Origin of the sequence: Pseudomonas sp. WOUb67 (assembly GCF_050058005.1) — a bacterium.
GTDB classification, from domain to species: domain Bacteria; phylum Pseudomonadota; class Gammaproteobacteria; order Pseudomonadales; family Pseudomonadaceae; genus Aquipseudomonas; species Aquipseudomonas putida_R.
Genome location: NZ_CP170112.1, coordinates 2,480,150 through 2,494,776 on the forward strand (window position 1 = coordinate 2,480,150; position 14,627 = coordinate 2,494,776).

Here is a 14,627-nt window from a genome sequence, read left to right on the forward strand (position 1 = left end):
TGGCGGGTCGCGCCGCCTAATGGAGTGTTTATGGCAGTCAAGGTCCTGGTGGTGGATGATTCCGGTTTCTTCCGCCGCCGTGTCTCGGAAATCCTCTCCGCGGATCCAACGATCCAGGTGGTAGGTACCGCGACCAATGGCAAGGAAGCAATCGACCAGGCGCTGGCGCTCAAGCCCGATGTCATCACCATGGACTACGAAATGCCCATGATGGACGGCATCACCGCGGTGCGGCACATCATGCAGCGCTGCCCGACGCCGGTATTGATGTTTTCCTCGCTGACCCACGAAGGCGCGCGCGTCACCCTCGACGCGCTGGATGCTGGTGCGGTGGATTACCTGCCGAAAAACTTCGAGGACATCTCGCGCAACCCCGACAAGGTCAAGCAGATGCTATGCGAGAAGGTGCATACCATTTCGCGCAGCAACCGCCGCCTCGCCAGCTATGCCAGGCCGGCTCCGGTCGCCGCGCCTGTGCCGGCCAGCAGCCCTGCGCCCGCCAGCAGCTTCGCCAGCCCGGCGCCGGCCCGCCCTGCGGCGCCTGCCCGTGCAGCGGCCCCGGCCCCGGCGGCGTCACACTCGCCAGCCCCCAAGCGCAAGCCCTACAAGCTGGTGGCCATCGGCACCTCCACGGGCGGCCCGGTGGCCCTGCAGCGGGTATTGACCCAGCTGCCGGCCAATTTCCCGGCGCCGATCGTGCTGATCCAGCACATGCCGGCGGCGTTCACCAAGGCTTTTGCCGAACGCCTGGACAAGCTGTGCCGCATCAACGTGAAGGAGGCCGAGGACGGTGACATGCTGCGCCCAGGCCTGGCCCTGCTGGCCCCCGGTGGCAAGCAGATGATGATCGACGGCCGTGGCACGGTGAAGATCCTGCCCGGTGACGAGCGCCTGAACTACAAGCCGTGCGTGGACATCACCTTCGGTTCGGCAGCCAAGTCGTACGGTGACAAGGTGCTGTCGGTGGTGCTCACCGGCATGGGCGCCGACGGCCGCGAAGGTGCGCGCCTGCTCAAGCAGGGCGGCAGCACCGTGTGGGCCCAGGATGAAGCCAGCTGTGTGATCTATGGCATGCCCATGGCCATCGTCAAGGCCAACCTGGCTGACGCGGTGTACAGCCTGGACGAAATCGGCAAGCACCTGGTGGAGGCCTGCGTCTGATGGACGTCCTCAGCCTGATCGGCCTGATTCTCGCCTTTGTCGCCATCGTCGGTGGCAACTTCCTTGAAGGCGGCCATGCCGGTGCCCTGGTCAACGGCCCGGCGGCGCTGATCGTGCTGGGTGGCACCCTGGCGGCTGCCTTGTTGCAGTCGCCGCTGTCCTCCTTCAAGCGCGCCTTGCAGATTCTGCGCTGGATCCTGTTCCCGCCGCGGGTCGACCTGGCGGGTGGCATCGACCGTGTGGTGAACTGGAGCCTGACCGCGCGCAAGGAAGGCCTGCTGGGCCTGGAAGGTGTGGCCGATGCCGAGCCCGACCCGTATGCGCGCAAGGGCCTGCAGTTGCTGGTGGACGGTGCCGAACCGGAAGCCATCCGCAGCATCCTTGAAGTCGACTTCCTGACCCAGGAAAGCCGTGATATCCAGGCGGCCAAGGTGTTCGAGAGCATGGGCGGCTATGCGCCGACCATCGGCATCATTGGTGCGGTGATGGGCCTGATCCACGTGATGGGCAACCTGGCCGACCCCTCGCAGCTGGGCAACGGCATTGCTGTGGCCTTTGTCGCCACCATCTACGGCGTGGCCAGCGCCAACCTGATCCTGCTGCCCATCGCCAACAAGCTCAAGGCCAACGTCATGCGTCAATCGCGCTACCGCGAGATGCTGCTCGAAGGCTTGCTGTCGATTGCCGAGGGTGAGAACCCGCGCTCGATCGAGTTGAAGCTGCAAGGCTTCATGGAGTAACCCATGCGTCGCCGTCGTCATACCGAGGAACACGAAAACCACGAACGCTGGCTGGTGTCGTACGCCGACTTCATCACCTTGCTGTTCGCCTTTTTCGTGGTGATGTACTCGATTTCCTCGATCAACGAGGGCAAGTACAAGGTCATTTCCCAAGCCTTGCTCGGGGTGTTCAACGACCCTGAGCGCAGCATGAAACCGATCCCCATCGGTGATGAACAGCCGTTGAGCGTGCGCCCGGCAGAGCCGCTGGTGAAGGACAGCGAGCAGACCGAAGCCGGCCTGGCAGCGACCAATGTCGACCCGCTGAAAACCATCAGCGATGACGTGCGCGATGCCTTCGGCGACCTGATCAACAGCAACCAGATGACCGTGCGCGGCAACGAGTTGTGGATCGAGATCGAGCTGAGTTCGTCGTTGCTGTTCGGCAGTGGCGATGCCATGCCCAGCGACAAGGCATTTGCCATCATCGACAAGGTGGCCAGCATCCTCAAGCCGTTCGCCAACCCGGTGCATGTCGAAGGCTTCACCGACAACCTGCCGATCCGCACGGCGCAGTACCCGACCAACTGGGAGCTGTCGTCGGCGCGGGCGGCGAGCATCGTGCGCCTGCTGGCCATGGAAGGGGTCAACCCGGCGCGCATGGCCTCGGTGGGTTATGGCGAGTACCAGCCGGTGGCCGGCAATGACACCGCTGAAGGCCGCGCGCGTAACAGGCGGGTGGTGCTGGTGATTTCGCGCAACCTCGAAGTGCGCCGCAGCCTGACCGGCTCGGGCAGTGCCCATGCCACGCCGGATGCTGCGTTGCGCCGGGCTGGCACACAAAGTGCACCTACAACGCCAGCAACGGTGGCGGGGCAGTGATCCGTCAATTCCCCGTCGCTGCATTGCATTGGAAGTGACTCCGTCCCCTGTGGGAGCGGGCATGCCCGCGAAGCAGGCGACCCGGTGAATGGCACCGGCTGCGCCGGTGTTCGCGGGCTAGCCCGCTCCCACAGGGATCGTGCCGGCGCTTGGATAGTTGTTTCTACAGTGTCCCTGCCAAATCAATAGATAGAGTTTGCTTGATGAGAGTCTGGGCAGTAGCCAATCAAAAAGGTGGCGTCGGCAAGACCACCACAACCATCGCCCTGGCTGGCCTGCTGGCCGAGGCCGGCAAGCGCGTGGTCGTTGTCGACCTCGATCCGCACGGTTCGATGACCAGCTATTTCGGGCACAACCCCGATGCGCTGGAGCACAGCTGCTACGACCTGTTCCTGCACAAGGGCGCAGTGCCGGACGGCCTGCCCGGGCAGCTGCTGCTGCCCACCAGCGACGAGCGCATTTCGCTGTTGCCGTCGAGCACCGCCCTGGCGGTGCTGGAGCGCCAGTCGCCGGGGCAGAATGGCCTGGGCCTGGTGATCGCCAAGAGTCTGGCGCAGCTGTGGCAGGATTTCGACTATGCCGTGATCGACAGCCCACCCTTGCTGGGCGTGCTGATGGTCAACGCGCTGGCCGCCAGCCAGCAACTCGTGATCCCGGTGCAGACCGAATTTTTGGCGGTGAAGGGCCTGGAACGCATGGTCGGTACCCTGGCCATGATCAACCGTTCGCGCAAGCAGGCGCTGCCGTACCAGATCGTGCCAACCCTGTTCGACCGCCGTACCCAGGCCTCCCTGGGCACACTCAAGCTGCTGCGTGATACCTACGGCCAACAGGTGTGGCAGGGCTACATTCCGGTGGATACGCGCCTGCGCGATGCCAGCCGCAAAGGCGTCACGCCTTCGCAGTTCGACAACAAGAGCCGCGGGCTGATTGCTTACCGGGCGCTGCTCAAGCACCTGCTGACCTACAAGACTGCAGTGCAGGTGGCCTGATGACCCAGACCCGACAAACCAGCACCCGCCCGCAGATGGCGCTGCAGTCGTACCTCGACGGCCTGCTGCAGGAGGCCACCGAAGCCGAAGACCTGCTCGAGCCGCCAGCCGCGCCGGACGAGTTCGCCGAGGCAGTGCGCGAGGAGCAGGCACGTGATGCCCGTCAGCCGGCCCGGCCGGTGCCGGCTGAAGCCCCCGCCAGCCTTGCCCCGCGGCCGTTTGCCGAACCCCGGTTGGCGGTGCTGCCCAGCGTCATGCCGGTAGAAGCGCCGGTGGTGACGGTGGTGGAGCAGGAGGTGATCGCCGAGGCCGCCATCCCGGTGCTGGTCGAGGAACAAACCGTGGAACCCGCAGTGCCGCTGGTCGATGTGCACCTGCCGGCGCCCAACCTGCCGGTGCCCCCGGCCACCGTCGACGGTCGCCCGGCGTGGGCGGCCGAGCCGTTCGAATGCCTGCTGTTCGATGTTGCCGGCCTGACCCTGGCGGTGCCGTTGGTGTGCCTGGGCTCGATCTACAACCTGGCCGGCCAGGAGCTGACGCCGCTGTTCGGCCAGCCTGACTGGTTCCTGGGTATCCTGACCTGCCAGGCCGGCAACCTGAAGGTACTGGACACTGCGCGTTGGGTAATGCCCGACCGCTACCGCGACGATTTTCGTCAAGGCCTGAATTACGTGATTTCCGTGCAGGGCTACGAATGGGGGCTGGCCGTGCACCAGGTCAGCCGCTCGTTGCGCCTGGACCCGTCCGAAATCAAGTGGCGTAGCCAGCGTGGCCAGCGCCCGTGGCTGGCCGGCACGGTGATTGAACACATGTGTGCACTGCTCGACGTCGCCGCACTGGCCGAGCTGATCGCCAGCGGCGCGGTCAAGCAGATGCATGCCAAACACAAATGACACCGAACACACCGCCAGTGGCGGATTTTGAGGGTAGGGGAATGAAAAAGTCGTCTGCACAAGGTTCCGAAGATCCGATCCTGCAGTGGGTTACCTTCCGTCTGGACAACGAGTCCTACGGCATCAACGTGATGCAGGTACAGGAAGTGCTGCGCTACACCGAGATCGCCCCGGTGCCGGGTGCGCCAAGCTACGTGCTGGGCATCATCAACCTGCGCGGCAACGTGGTGACGGTGATCGACACCCGTCAGCGTTTTGGCCTGATGCCGACTGAAGTCACCGACAATACCCGTATCGTCATCATCGAAGCTGACAAGCAGGTAGTCGGCATCCTGGTCGATAGCGTGGCCGAGGTGGTGTACCTGCGCCAGTCCGAGATCGAGACCGCGCCGAACGTGGGCAACGAAGAGTCGGCCAAGTTCATCCAGGGCGTGTGCAACAAGAATGGCGAACTGCTGATCCTGGTCGAGCTGGACAAGATGATGACCGAGGAAGAGTGGTCCGAGCTGGAGAATATCTGAGTTGATCCTACAGGTTGCTGTCATCTTCCTGGCGCTGGTCTGGGCGCTGAGCCTGTGGTTCTTCCTCAACTACAGCAAGCGCCAGCGCGAGCTGGCCGCACAGCAGGCCGAGGGCGATGCCCTGCGTGACCAGCGCATCAAGGACCTGGCCAAACGCCTGGACGATTACCAGAACGGCACCGTGCGCATGGGCGAGGCGCTGCACGAGCTGAGCGTGACGGTTGCGCCGCTGCCCGACAAGATCCAGCAGCTGGAGCAACGCGACCCCAACAACGTGACTTTCAGCCAGGCGGCCAAGCTGGTGGGGATGGGCGCCAGTGTGGCCGAGCTGACCGAAAGCTGCGGCCTGACCCAGGCCGAGGCGGAGTTGATGAGCAAGCTGCACCGCAGCGGGTGATGAAAAGGGGCGACGCAAGTCGCCCTTTTTGTGTCAGGGTTTGCCCCACGAATGATAGTTGCCGATCGTCACCACGTTACCCAGTGCCTGGTCGCTGTTGCGTGCCGAAGAAACGGGCAAGGCCAGGTTTTCCGTGAGGGAGCGATAGGCAGTCTCCGGAATTGACTCCAGCTTGCTCAGTTGGCGGAGGAACTGCAGCCTGGGTAGATGCCGAGCCACGACATCGTTGAGCAAGCCAGGCCCGGTCATCCTGCTCAGCTCCTTGGCGTAGGCTGCGTAACCGTGGGTGCGGGCCAGCGGCCTGATGTCGTAGAAGGCCAGATTGCTGCGGTAGCGTGCGTTCATCTCGGCAGAAATCGCCCGCAGGGTCGGGTTGTTGGCATGGCTGCCGATGATGTTGCTGTTGTAGTCACAATGCATGCCCAGCAGATCGTTGTTCACCGGGCTGCCGAGCACCAGGCCATCAGGCGTGGTTTTCAAGGCCACCGAGCTGATCATTGCAAAGCTGTCGGGGTTGTCTTCGAAGCTGCGCAGCGTGTCGTCGACGTCCATGTAGATGCCGCCCTCCGAATGGAGTAACGGGTAGCGCAGGACATCGGAGGCAGACGCGAAGTTTGCCCCGTTGGCGTCCAGCGCCTGCCGGTACTGCTGGTAGGCGTCCGTTTGCTCGAAGGCTGCGTAGAAGGGCTGCTCTTCCAGGGTTTTGACCTGAACGTTCGAAGCAGCGGTCAGCTTTGCGCGGTTCTTCATGAACGCTTTAGGGTTGGACTTCGACAGGTAGAACTCATAGGTAAAGCCCGTACCGTCAAGGCGTTTGGCATTGCTCGCGATGTTCTCCACCAGCTCATCGGGGATGCTTTTGTTGCCGACCCAGATGCTGAGGATTTTCTTCGGCAGCGGGGATACCTGCGCGCTGTCGACCACAGGCACACTGAGCGGCAGTTGCAGGTCTACGCCCAGCCTGCGTAGCGTGTGCATGCGCATTGCATCGCTGGCGCCACGCGTGGCCGGGTTGACCTCATACAGGTCGCGTGTGCCCGCGGTGACCTGGTAGTAGTTTGGCAGTACTTCGTTGGCATCTTCCGTGAGGATGAAGGCATCGTTTTCAGTGTCGTACAGTACTTCGACTTGGGTGCCGTCCTTGAGCGCCAGCAGCGGGTTGGTACCCGTTGCGCGATTCAACGGGCCTCTGGCAAGCCGCGTGGCCTCCACGGGTGGCTCGGCTGGCACGAAGAATTCTGCCAGTATCTCTTCAGGTAGCCGCGGAGGGCTGTTGGGGCTCAGCGGGTAACCCCACTGATCATTCAGGCGCGTGGGCATGACGAAGCGCGAACTTTTGCCTGGGAACAGCATGCGCGGCTCGGCTGCAGGGAGCATGGCCAGAGGGGCCGCGTTGAGCAGGCCAAAGGCGATGTTGCTCACGCCGGCGTCCTTGTCTGCAAGGGTCTTGCCGTTGATCGCCTGATCGAGCCCCAGGCCAAACTGCGCGACGCCACCCACGGCCAGCAGCGGGATGAGCTCGGGTACCACCAGCGCGAGAGGGGCCAACAGGTTGATAGAGGTCACCAGGTAGCCGCGCCACCTGGCCTTGATCACCTGTGCGTCGCTGGTGATGATGAAGTCGGCATCGGCATGGCTGCGGTCGCGCTGCCTTTGCGAAAGGGCTGCGAAAAGGTCACCTTCGAGCAATGGGCTGTACTCATTGACCTTGTAGTTGACGTACTCCTGAGGCGGCCAGGGGCCATCGACGGTGAACCCGGAGCGGTCGGGTGAGCGTGTGTGAAAGCCCGGATAGGCGCCAAGGCCGTCCAGTGCAGTGTCCAGCCCGCTGAAATCGAGGCCATCCCGGGTGTCGGCCAGTTTGAAGTACTGGCGCAGGCTGAGGCGTTTCTCGGTACTTCGGCATTGCTCGGCAAACCAGTCCTTCATCGCAGCCATGCTGTCGAACTCATGGAACGGCGAGGCATTTCCTGGCAGGTACAGCAGGAGCGCGGGCTGTGCCCGGTCAGCGATGCAGATAAGGTCGGTGGCAACGTAGCCGTAAACGTTCAGGGGCCTGATCTTCAACCCGGCCGCGATTGGCATCAGCCCCGCAGCCTGCCAGGCCAGTTGACGACCGGTATCGCTCAGCGAGCCTTCTTGCACTTGTTTGTTGCAGGCGGCAATGAAGCTGACCTTGGCGGCCAGGCAATGGTCCGCCATGTGTTCATGCCAGTAGCTGTCGAGCATGGCTTTGAAGCGGGTGTGGAAATCAAGGTCCCAGATGAACCGCTGCAAGGCTTCGGCGGGCACTTGCAGGTGCGTGCCTTCGTCGTAGCGGGGTGGGTCGGTGCGTCGAAAAAGGCCGTTGAAAACAGCATGGCTTGCGCTGTTGTCCAACACGCTTTGCGGCGGCAGGGCATCGACGAGCTGTATTGGCCCTTGGGGAAAGTGGCCAGCCCAGGGCTCGCCAAACAGTGCGCCAATCAGGTTGTTGTCCGACTCGCCTTGCCAGTCTGCCAGTACGGCCTGGGTCAGCGACAGACGTTTGACGACTACAGCCTTCTGGCCGCGGTAGTGCAGGGTCACCACGTCTGTCTGGTCGGGATCCAGTTCAAGCCCTTGGTGGGTACGCGCCCACTCCGCTATCCGTCGGCTGGCTTCATGATCGGGCCTGGGAACATGGGCGAGCAGGTTGCGCACGAGCTGCACACCGGCTGCGTTTACTTGGGTTGTTGGCATGGGGTTTACCTTTACGGGAACGTTGAACAGTGGGTCGAGGTGGTGCTAAGTGCGCAACCAGCTATGGGCCTGACCGATCCGTGCTACCTGATCGAGCGGAGCGAAGGTGTGTATCCGCTGCAGGAACTGGTGCAGATTCACGGTGGTGCGGATGTCATGGATCGGCGAGGCGATCAGGTTGCAGATTTCGCGCAACTGAGTGAGCCAGGGCAGGTTTTGGTCGATGACCTCGTTGAGCACGTCGGGGCCGGTCAGCTGGTTCAGCTGCCGGGTGTAGCGGGAGAAGGCCGCCGGTGCGATGGCCGGGTCGGGGCGTTGCTGGTAAAAATCGGGGGCGAGGACGAACCGGCGGCGCATTTCGTAGGAGACCTGGTCGAGGATCGGGTTACCTGCGTGGCTGCCGATCATGCTGGTGTTGTACTTGATGTACATGCCCAGCTGATCGTTGGACACGGGTGGGGCCAGCAGCAGGCCGTCTTCGGGGGTACTCAGGGTTGTGTGCAGGAGGGGGACGTAGGTTTGCTGGTCACGCTCGGTGACCAGCAAACGATCATCGGCATCCAGGTACAGCCCGCCAAAATGGTGGAGCACGCGGTAGCGCAGGATGTCGCTGGCCGAACTGAAGTTGGTGGCCGTGCCTCCATTGCCATCGATTGCCGCCTGGTATTGGTGATAGAAGGGGGATTCGAGGAATTCCTGGTAAAAGGCCTGGTCCTCCAGTGGGAGCACCTGAAGCCCTCGAGCCTTGAGCATGAGCTGAGCAAGGTTGGCCTGGTATGCCTGGTGGTTCATGCGTGACAGCAGTAACTGGAAGCGGTAATCGCTGCCCTGGAGAGCGTGGGCATTGTGTGCCAGCGCGTCGAGGAATTCGCCGGTGATGAGGCGGTCGCCTACCCAGAGGCTGGTAATCAGCCGTGGTATGGGCGTGCAGGTCAGCAGGTCGTAACCGGCCAGGTTGATCGGCAGCCTGAGGTGTATGCCCAGGGCCCGTAAGGTGGCCATGCGTTGGGCATTGGAGACCAGGCGTTCGTCCATTTCCAGGGGTACCAGCACGCCACCTTGGGCAACCCAGCGCGGCGGATCCGCAAGCATTGCGTCTCGCGTCCTGATGAAGCTGTTGCTGGCCACTTCGTACTCTACCCAGTCGGCGTCGGTTTGCTCACCAAGGTTCAAGCGCGCGATGAATCGGTGTTCCAGGCTTGCGTCGATGCGGGTGACGACGCTCGTTACCTGCTCGTCGGACAATTGCGGCGCCTGGCGGAACGCGCTTTCTGCCGGTTGCAACTCAATCGCTTGCGCATCAGTCTGCGTGGCTTCGTTCAACATGCCTTGCAGGCGCGGCGGCACGGCAAAGTCGGGGCGGTGCCAGCTGAACAGCTCTGGTGAGGTGCGGGCCAGGTTGATCGCGGTGGGCACCGCGTTGAACAGCCCATAGACCTGGTCTTCCACGCCCTCGGCCTTTTCCTCCAGGCTTCTGCCGTTGACCACTTTGTCCATGCCCAGGCTGAACTGGGTCAGGCCGCCGATAACCAGCACCGGGGTAAGCTCCGGCACGACCAGTATCAGCGGAGCGGCAATCAGCATGGCCAGATCGAGGTAACTGACCCATCGGGACTTGTCGATCTGGTGATTGGTGGTGATCTGGCTATCGGCATACTGGTAGCTGAGTTGCTTCTGCAGCCGTGCCAGGTGGTGGAACAGGTGGTCGGTGATGGGCGGGCTGTATTTGTCCGACTGGAAGTCGACAATCGCCTGTGGGTCCCACACACCGCTGGTGGCAAAGCCAGGGTGGTTGACCGGGAATGTATGTGGCGCCGGGTAGCGTCCCAGGCCCGTGAGGGCGGTACGAGCCCCGCTGAAGTCCAGCCCGTCGGGCCAGTCGGCGGGGCTGAAGGCCTGCAACAATGCCTGACGCTTGCGTGGGTTCTGGCACTGTAGGGCGAACCAGGCCTTCATGGCGTTTTTGGTGCTGAAGGTGTGAAACGGTGAAGCGTTACCCGGCAGGTAAAGCAAGGTAAGGCCTGATGCACTGTCGCTGATGGAGAGTATCGATGACGAGGCATAGCCATAGACATTGAGCATCGAGACGTGCGTAGAGGCTTGCCGCGGGATCAGTTCGGCGGCCTCCCAGGCCAGGCGCTTGCCCTCTTCACACAGGCTGCCTTCGAGCAGCTGTTTGTTGCAGGCGGCAATGAAACTGATCTTCAGACCCCGCTCATAGAGCGCGAGGTGTTCCTCCCAGTATTCATCGAGGCTGGTCTTGTAGCGATTGTGCAGATGCAGGCTCCAGATGAATGTCTGGAAGTCCTCGGCACGGACCTGTACCCGGTTGTGCGGCCCATAGCTGGCCGGCTCGGTGCGTGTGTACATGCCATTGAACACCGCAAAAGGCGAGTAGTTGGAAAACAGGTCCTTGGGCCGGAGCTGGGTGACCAGGTTGACGGGGCCCATCGGCGCCAGGCCTGCCCAGTCACCATAGTGAAAGCCGAACGTGTCGGTGGATTCGCCCTGCCAGTTACTCAGCAGTGCCTGCACCAGGTCCATGCGTTGGGCAACCACGGCGTTTACGTGGAAATCCGGCTGGCCGCTATCGTCTTCCTGTCGCTCTGATTGGTAGTGCAGGGTCACCACGTCGATTTGGTCGGGTGACAAGGTCACGCCTTGCTTGCCCAGCCATTCCTTGAGCAGCGTGCGCGCCAGGGTGTCCGGACGTGGCAGGCCAACCAGGGCGTCGCGTGCGAGTTGCAGGTTTTCCGGGGGGATGTAGCGCATTGGGGGAGCTTCTTGTGGCTTGAAGAAGCCCCCAGCCTCCCGTGCCTGCCCCAGGGCAAGGTGTTAGATAGTGCTTGAACCGGGTGGCAGGCGCAGTTGCCCTGGGGTGAGGTCGCGCGGGTTGTCGGGCTGCTCGTTGAAGCCGGCGGGCACCTTGCCGCGCAATTGCCAGGCAAACGCGATGATTTCGGCGATGGTCAGGTACAACGCCTCGGGGATCTGTTCGCCCAGTTCCAGGCGGGCCAGCAGGCGCACCAGCTCGGCGTTTTCGTAGATCGGCACCTCATGCTCGCGGGCCAGGGCCAGGATGGCCTCGGCCAGCGCATCGTCACCCTTGGCGCTGAGGGTAGGGGCCTGCTGGCCGTCGTAGGTCAGGGCAATGGCCTGGCGGGGTGGTTTCTGTGTCATGCGTTTTCGTCTACCCAGCGTTGTTCCACCCGTGTGCGCGGGCCTTGAGGGGGGATGCCCGGGTGGCATTCCAGGTCGCCAACGTCCAGGCCGCGTTCCAGCAGGCGCTGGCGCAAGGCGCCGAGCTGGCTGTCGATCAGCCTGGCGGTCTGTTCGCGCTCTGCCCACAGATGCCCGCTCAGGCGACCTTGGCTGAACTGTGCCTGTACTTGCAGCGGGCCGAGGGGCGACAGGTCGAAGGCCAGCTCGATGCGCCACATGGCTTGCAGCGGGTCTTGCCCTTCGTGCTGGCGGTCGGCCTGCTGTTGCGGGGTTTCTTCGCGCTGGAGTTTTACCTGCAGCGGGATGAACTCCTGGCCGTGGCGGATTGGCACTTCGGTTTGCCAAGTGGTCTGCAGGTTGCCGTTTTCCAGCGTGCCGGTTTGTTGCAGGCTGCTCATGGCATGGCTTTGCAGGCGCGAGATGGCCGCAGCGGCCAGGCGCAGCAGTTGTTGCAGGTCGCCTTCGTCCTCCATGGCCTTGAGCAGGCGCGAGGGCAGGGGGAACGCCCCTGGCTGCGGTTTGGGGCTGACCCGTTCGAGCATGCCCAGCGCGCTGCGGGCCAGCGCCGGCATGGTCACGGCCAGGCTGGCGGGCGCCAGGTTGGGCGTGCCGGGTGTGCTGGCCGGGGCCTGGGTGATCAGGCGCAGCAGGTGTGCCTTCAGGTCAGTGGCCACGCTGGCAGGAAAGCCGCCCAGCAGTTTCGCTTCAAGGAAGGTGCCGCTGTTGTTCAGGGCCTGGGCCACGGCCTTGGCGTCGCCCAGTTGGCGGGCGTCTGGCAGGCCGGCCAGCAGGCGCTCGGCGCTGGCGCGCAGGTCGCCCTCGACGCCCGGGTCGCGGGTGAGCTGTTGCAGGGCGTTGAGCACGCCGGGCAGCGAGGCCTGGCGGTTTTGCTGGGTCAGCAGTTGCTGGGCAATGCTGAGCTGGTCCTGCCTGCCGCTAAGCGGCACAAAGCGCAGCGACTGGTCGCCCTGCACCAGCGCGCTGAGCAGGCTGCCAATGGCCAGCGGGCGCGGGCTGTCGATGCTCAGGGTGGCACCGGCCTGGGCACTGTTGAGCAGGCTTACCAACGCCCGGTAGGCAGCGGGTTGGCCGGGCGTTTGGGGTAACGCCTGGTTGGTCAGTACTTTGCCTTGCAACAGCGTCCCGACGGGCACTTTGCTGGTGTCCAGGCGGGTGAGCGTTGCAATCTGGCTGGCATTGGCTTGCTGCAGCATGATCGCCAGGCGATTGCTTTCGGTCTGGCTGACGGTGATCTGGCTGCCTTGGGGCAGGGGCTGGCTGGCGTTGGCCTGCAGTTGGGTCTGCACGCCGTTGGCCTGTATCAGGCGCAGCACCAACTGAAACTCCTGGCCCGTCTGGCGCAACGACACGACTTCGACCTGCGCGGTCTCGCCGGGCGCCAGCAGGCCGGGCTGCGCCTGGATCAGGCGCAGCAGTTCGCCGGTCATGCCCGCCTTCATGGCTTGGCTGTTGATCGCGGTTTGTGCGCCGAGACTATTGATTTCAGTCATGATTGTATACAACCTGTCGAGCCCGGCCTCTTGGCAGCGCGGTGGCGCGTGTAATAATGCCGACCGCCCGTGGTTGCCAGTATAACGGCAGCGTGCGGGGCGACTTGAGACACAAGGGCTTCGAAGCGGCGTCGCCTGCTTCGCGGGCCTGCCCGCTCCCACAGGGTTTCGTGCAGTTTCTGAAAGCTGCGCTGTACCTGTGGGAGCGGGCAAGCCCGCGAAGCAGGCAACGCCGGCCCGAAGCCCTACAAAGATAAGGCGAAACCGTGACCCTTCACCTCCAAGCCGCAGGCCTGGCCTGCGAGCGCGACTGGCGCCTGCTGTTCGAGCAGCTCGATTTCGAGTTGGGCGCCGGCGACATGCTGCAGATCAGCGGCCCCAACGGCAGCGGCAAGACCAGCTTGCTGCGGCTGCTGGCCGGGCTGATGCAGCCGACCGCCGGGCAGATTCTGCTGGGCGGCAAGCCGCTGGCCGAGCAGCGCCATGCCCTGGCCAGCATCCTGCTGTGGATCGGTCACGCCGCGGGCATCAAGGACCTGCTCACCGCCGAGGAAAACCTCACCTGGCTGTGCGCCCTGCACCAGCCGGCCAGCCGCGAGGCGATCTGGGCGGCGCTGGAGGCCGTCGGCTTGCGCGGTTTCGAAGACGTACCCTGCCATACCCTGTCGGCCGGCCAGCAGCGCCGCGTGGCCTTGGCCCGGCTGCACCTGGCCAGCCCGCCGCTGTGGATTCTCGACGAGCCGTTCACCGCCCTGGACAAACAAGGCGTGGCACAGCTTGAAGCGCACCTGGCGGCCCACTGCGAGCAGGGTGGCACGGTGGTGCTGACCACGCACCACACGCTGGAACGCAAACCCTCCGGTTACCGTGAACTGAACCTGGGGCACTGGGCGGCATGAGCGTATTCATCCTGTTGCTGCGCCGCGAAGCGCGCCTGCTGTTTCGTCGCCCGGCCGAGCTGGCCAACCCGCTGGTGTTCTTCGCCATCGTCGTGGCCATGTTCCCCCTGGCAGTCGGCCCGGAAAGCCAATTGTTGCAAACCTTGTCGCCGGGCTTGGTCTGGGTAGCGGCGCTGCTGGCGGTGCTGCTGTCGCTGGACGGCCTGTTCCGCAGCGATTTCGAGGATGGCTCGCTGGAGCAGTGGGTGCTGTCGCCGCACCCGCTGGCGCTGCTGGTGCTGGCCAAGGTGCTGGCGCACTGGATCTTTTCCGGGCTGGCGCTGGTATTGTTGGCGCCGCTACTGGCGCTGATGCTGGGGCTGCCGAGCCATTGCCTGCCGGTGCTGCTTGGCTCCCTTCTACTGGGCACACCGGTACTGAGCCTGCTGGGCGCGGTAGGTGCGGCGCTGACAGTCGGTCTGAAGCGCGGTGGTTTGTTACTGGCGTTGCTGATTCTGCCGTTGTATATCCCTGTATTGATCCTGGGCAGTGGTGCGTTGCAAGCGGCGTTGCAAAATATGCCCGCAACCGGCCACCTGCTCTGGCTCGCCAGCCTGACGGCCCTGGCCGTGACCCTGGCACCCTTTGCGATAGCGGCCGGCCTGAAGATCAGCGTCGGCGAATAACGAGTCCCGGGCTTTCAAGCCCGGCAAATACCCTGGATGTACCC

13 protein-coding genes are annotated in these 14,627 nt (G+C 63.8%); 9 read left to right on the forward strand and 4 right to left on the reverse strand.

Going from position 1 to position 14,627, the window contains the following annotated elements:
* The first annotated feature begins 30 nt into the window (after positions 1-30).
* The 7 genes from ABOC32_RS11295 (at position 31) to ABOC32_RS11325 (ending at position 5,565) form a co-directional block, all read left to right on the forward strand.
* Complete coding sequence (locus ABOC32_RS11295) at positions 31-1,161, forward strand: protein-glutamate methylesterase/protein-glutamine glutaminase (protein ID WP_426811064.1); 1,131 nt, start codon at positions 31-33, stop codon at positions 1,159-1,161.
* Positions 1,161-1,901, forward strand: coding sequence for a flagellar motor protein (locus ABOC32_RS11300; protein WP_016488409.1), 741 nt, complete (start codon positions 1,161-1,163; stop codon positions 1,899-1,901). Before ABOC32_RS11295 ends, ABOC32_RS11300 begins: the two co-directional genes overlap by 1 nt.
* A 3-nt stretch (positions 1,902-1,904) precedes the next feature.
* Positions 1,905-2,762, forward strand: a complete 858-nt coding sequence (gene motD, locus ABOC32_RS11305) for a flagellar motor protein MotD (RefSeq protein ID WP_426811065.1) — start codon at positions 1,905-1,907, stop codon at positions 2,760-2,762.
* A 203-nt stretch (positions 2,763-2,965) separates the two neighbouring features.
* Complete coding sequence (locus ABOC32_RS11310) at positions 2,966-3,754, forward strand: ParA family protein (protein WP_426811066.1); 789 nt, start codon at positions 2,966-2,968, stop codon at positions 3,752-3,754.
* Entirely contained in the window at positions 3,754-4,647 is an 894-nt protein-coding gene (locus tag ABOC32_RS11315; RefSeq protein WP_426811067.1) for a chemotaxis protein CheW, read from the forward strand. Before ABOC32_RS11310 ends, ABOC32_RS11315 begins: the two co-directional genes overlap by 1 nt.
* A gap of 41 nt (positions 4,648-4,688) precedes the next feature.
* A complete protein-coding gene (locus ABOC32_RS11320; protein ID WP_003254393.1) occupies positions 4,689-5,168 on the forward strand; it encodes a chemotaxis protein CheW in 480 nt (159 codons plus the stop codon).
* Position 5,169: 1 nt separating this feature from the next.
* Positions 5,170-5,565 (forward strand): DUF2802 domain-containing protein, encoded by a 396-nt coding sequence (locus ABOC32_RS11325; RefSeq protein ID WP_086975508.1) that lies wholly within the window; start codon positions 5,170-5,172, stop codon positions 5,563-5,565.
* 33 nt (positions 5,566-5,598) lie between these two features.
* On the opposite strand, the gene ABOC32_RS11330 is transcribed toward ABOC32_RS11325, so the two are convergent.
* The 4 genes from ABOC32_RS11330 to ABOC32_RS11345 form a co-directional block, all read right to left on the reverse strand.
* Positions 5,599-8,286 (reverse strand): dermonecrotic toxin domain-containing protein, encoded by a 2,688-nt coding sequence (locus ABOC32_RS11330; RefSeq protein ID WP_426811068.1) that lies wholly within the window; start codon positions 8,284-8,286, stop codon positions 5,599-5,601.
* 45 nt (positions 8,287-8,331) lie between these two features.
* Complete coding sequence (locus ABOC32_RS11335; protein ID WP_426811069.1) at positions 8,332-11,058, reverse strand: dermonecrotic toxin domain-containing protein; 2,727 nt, start codon at positions 11,056-11,058, stop codon at positions 8,332-8,334.
* Between the two features lie 63 nt (positions 11,059-11,121).
* Complete coding sequence (locus ABOC32_RS11340; protein WP_426811070.1) at positions 11,122-11,466, reverse strand: EscU/YscU/HrcU family type III secretion system export apparatus switch protein; 345 nt, start codon at positions 11,464-11,466, stop codon at positions 11,122-11,124.
* Entirely contained in the window at positions 11,463-13,019 is a 1,557-nt protein-coding gene (locus tag ABOC32_RS11345) for a flagellar hook-length control protein FliK (protein ID WP_426811071.1), read from the reverse strand. The genes ABOC32_RS11340 and ABOC32_RS11345 overlap by 4 nt, the downstream gene beginning before the upstream one ends.
* A 266-nt stretch (positions 13,020-13,285) precedes the next feature.
* Between ABOC32_RS11345 and ccmA the strand changes: the two genes are divergently transcribed.
* The gene (ccmA, locus tag ABOC32_RS11350) at positions 13,286-13,918 is read left to right on the forward strand and encodes a cytochrome c biogenesis heme-transporting ATPase CcmA (protein ID WP_426811072.1); all 633 of its coding nucleotides are present in this window, start codon (positions 13,286-13,288) and stop codon (positions 13,916-13,918) included.
* Positions 13,915-14,583 (forward strand): heme exporter protein CcmB, encoded by a 669-nt coding sequence (ccmB, locus tag ABOC32_RS11355; RefSeq protein ID WP_012051653.1) that lies wholly within the window; start codon positions 13,915-13,917, stop codon positions 14,581-14,583. Before ccmA ends, ccmB begins: the two co-directional genes overlap by 4 nt.
* Positions 14,584-14,627: the final 44 nt, after the last annotated feature.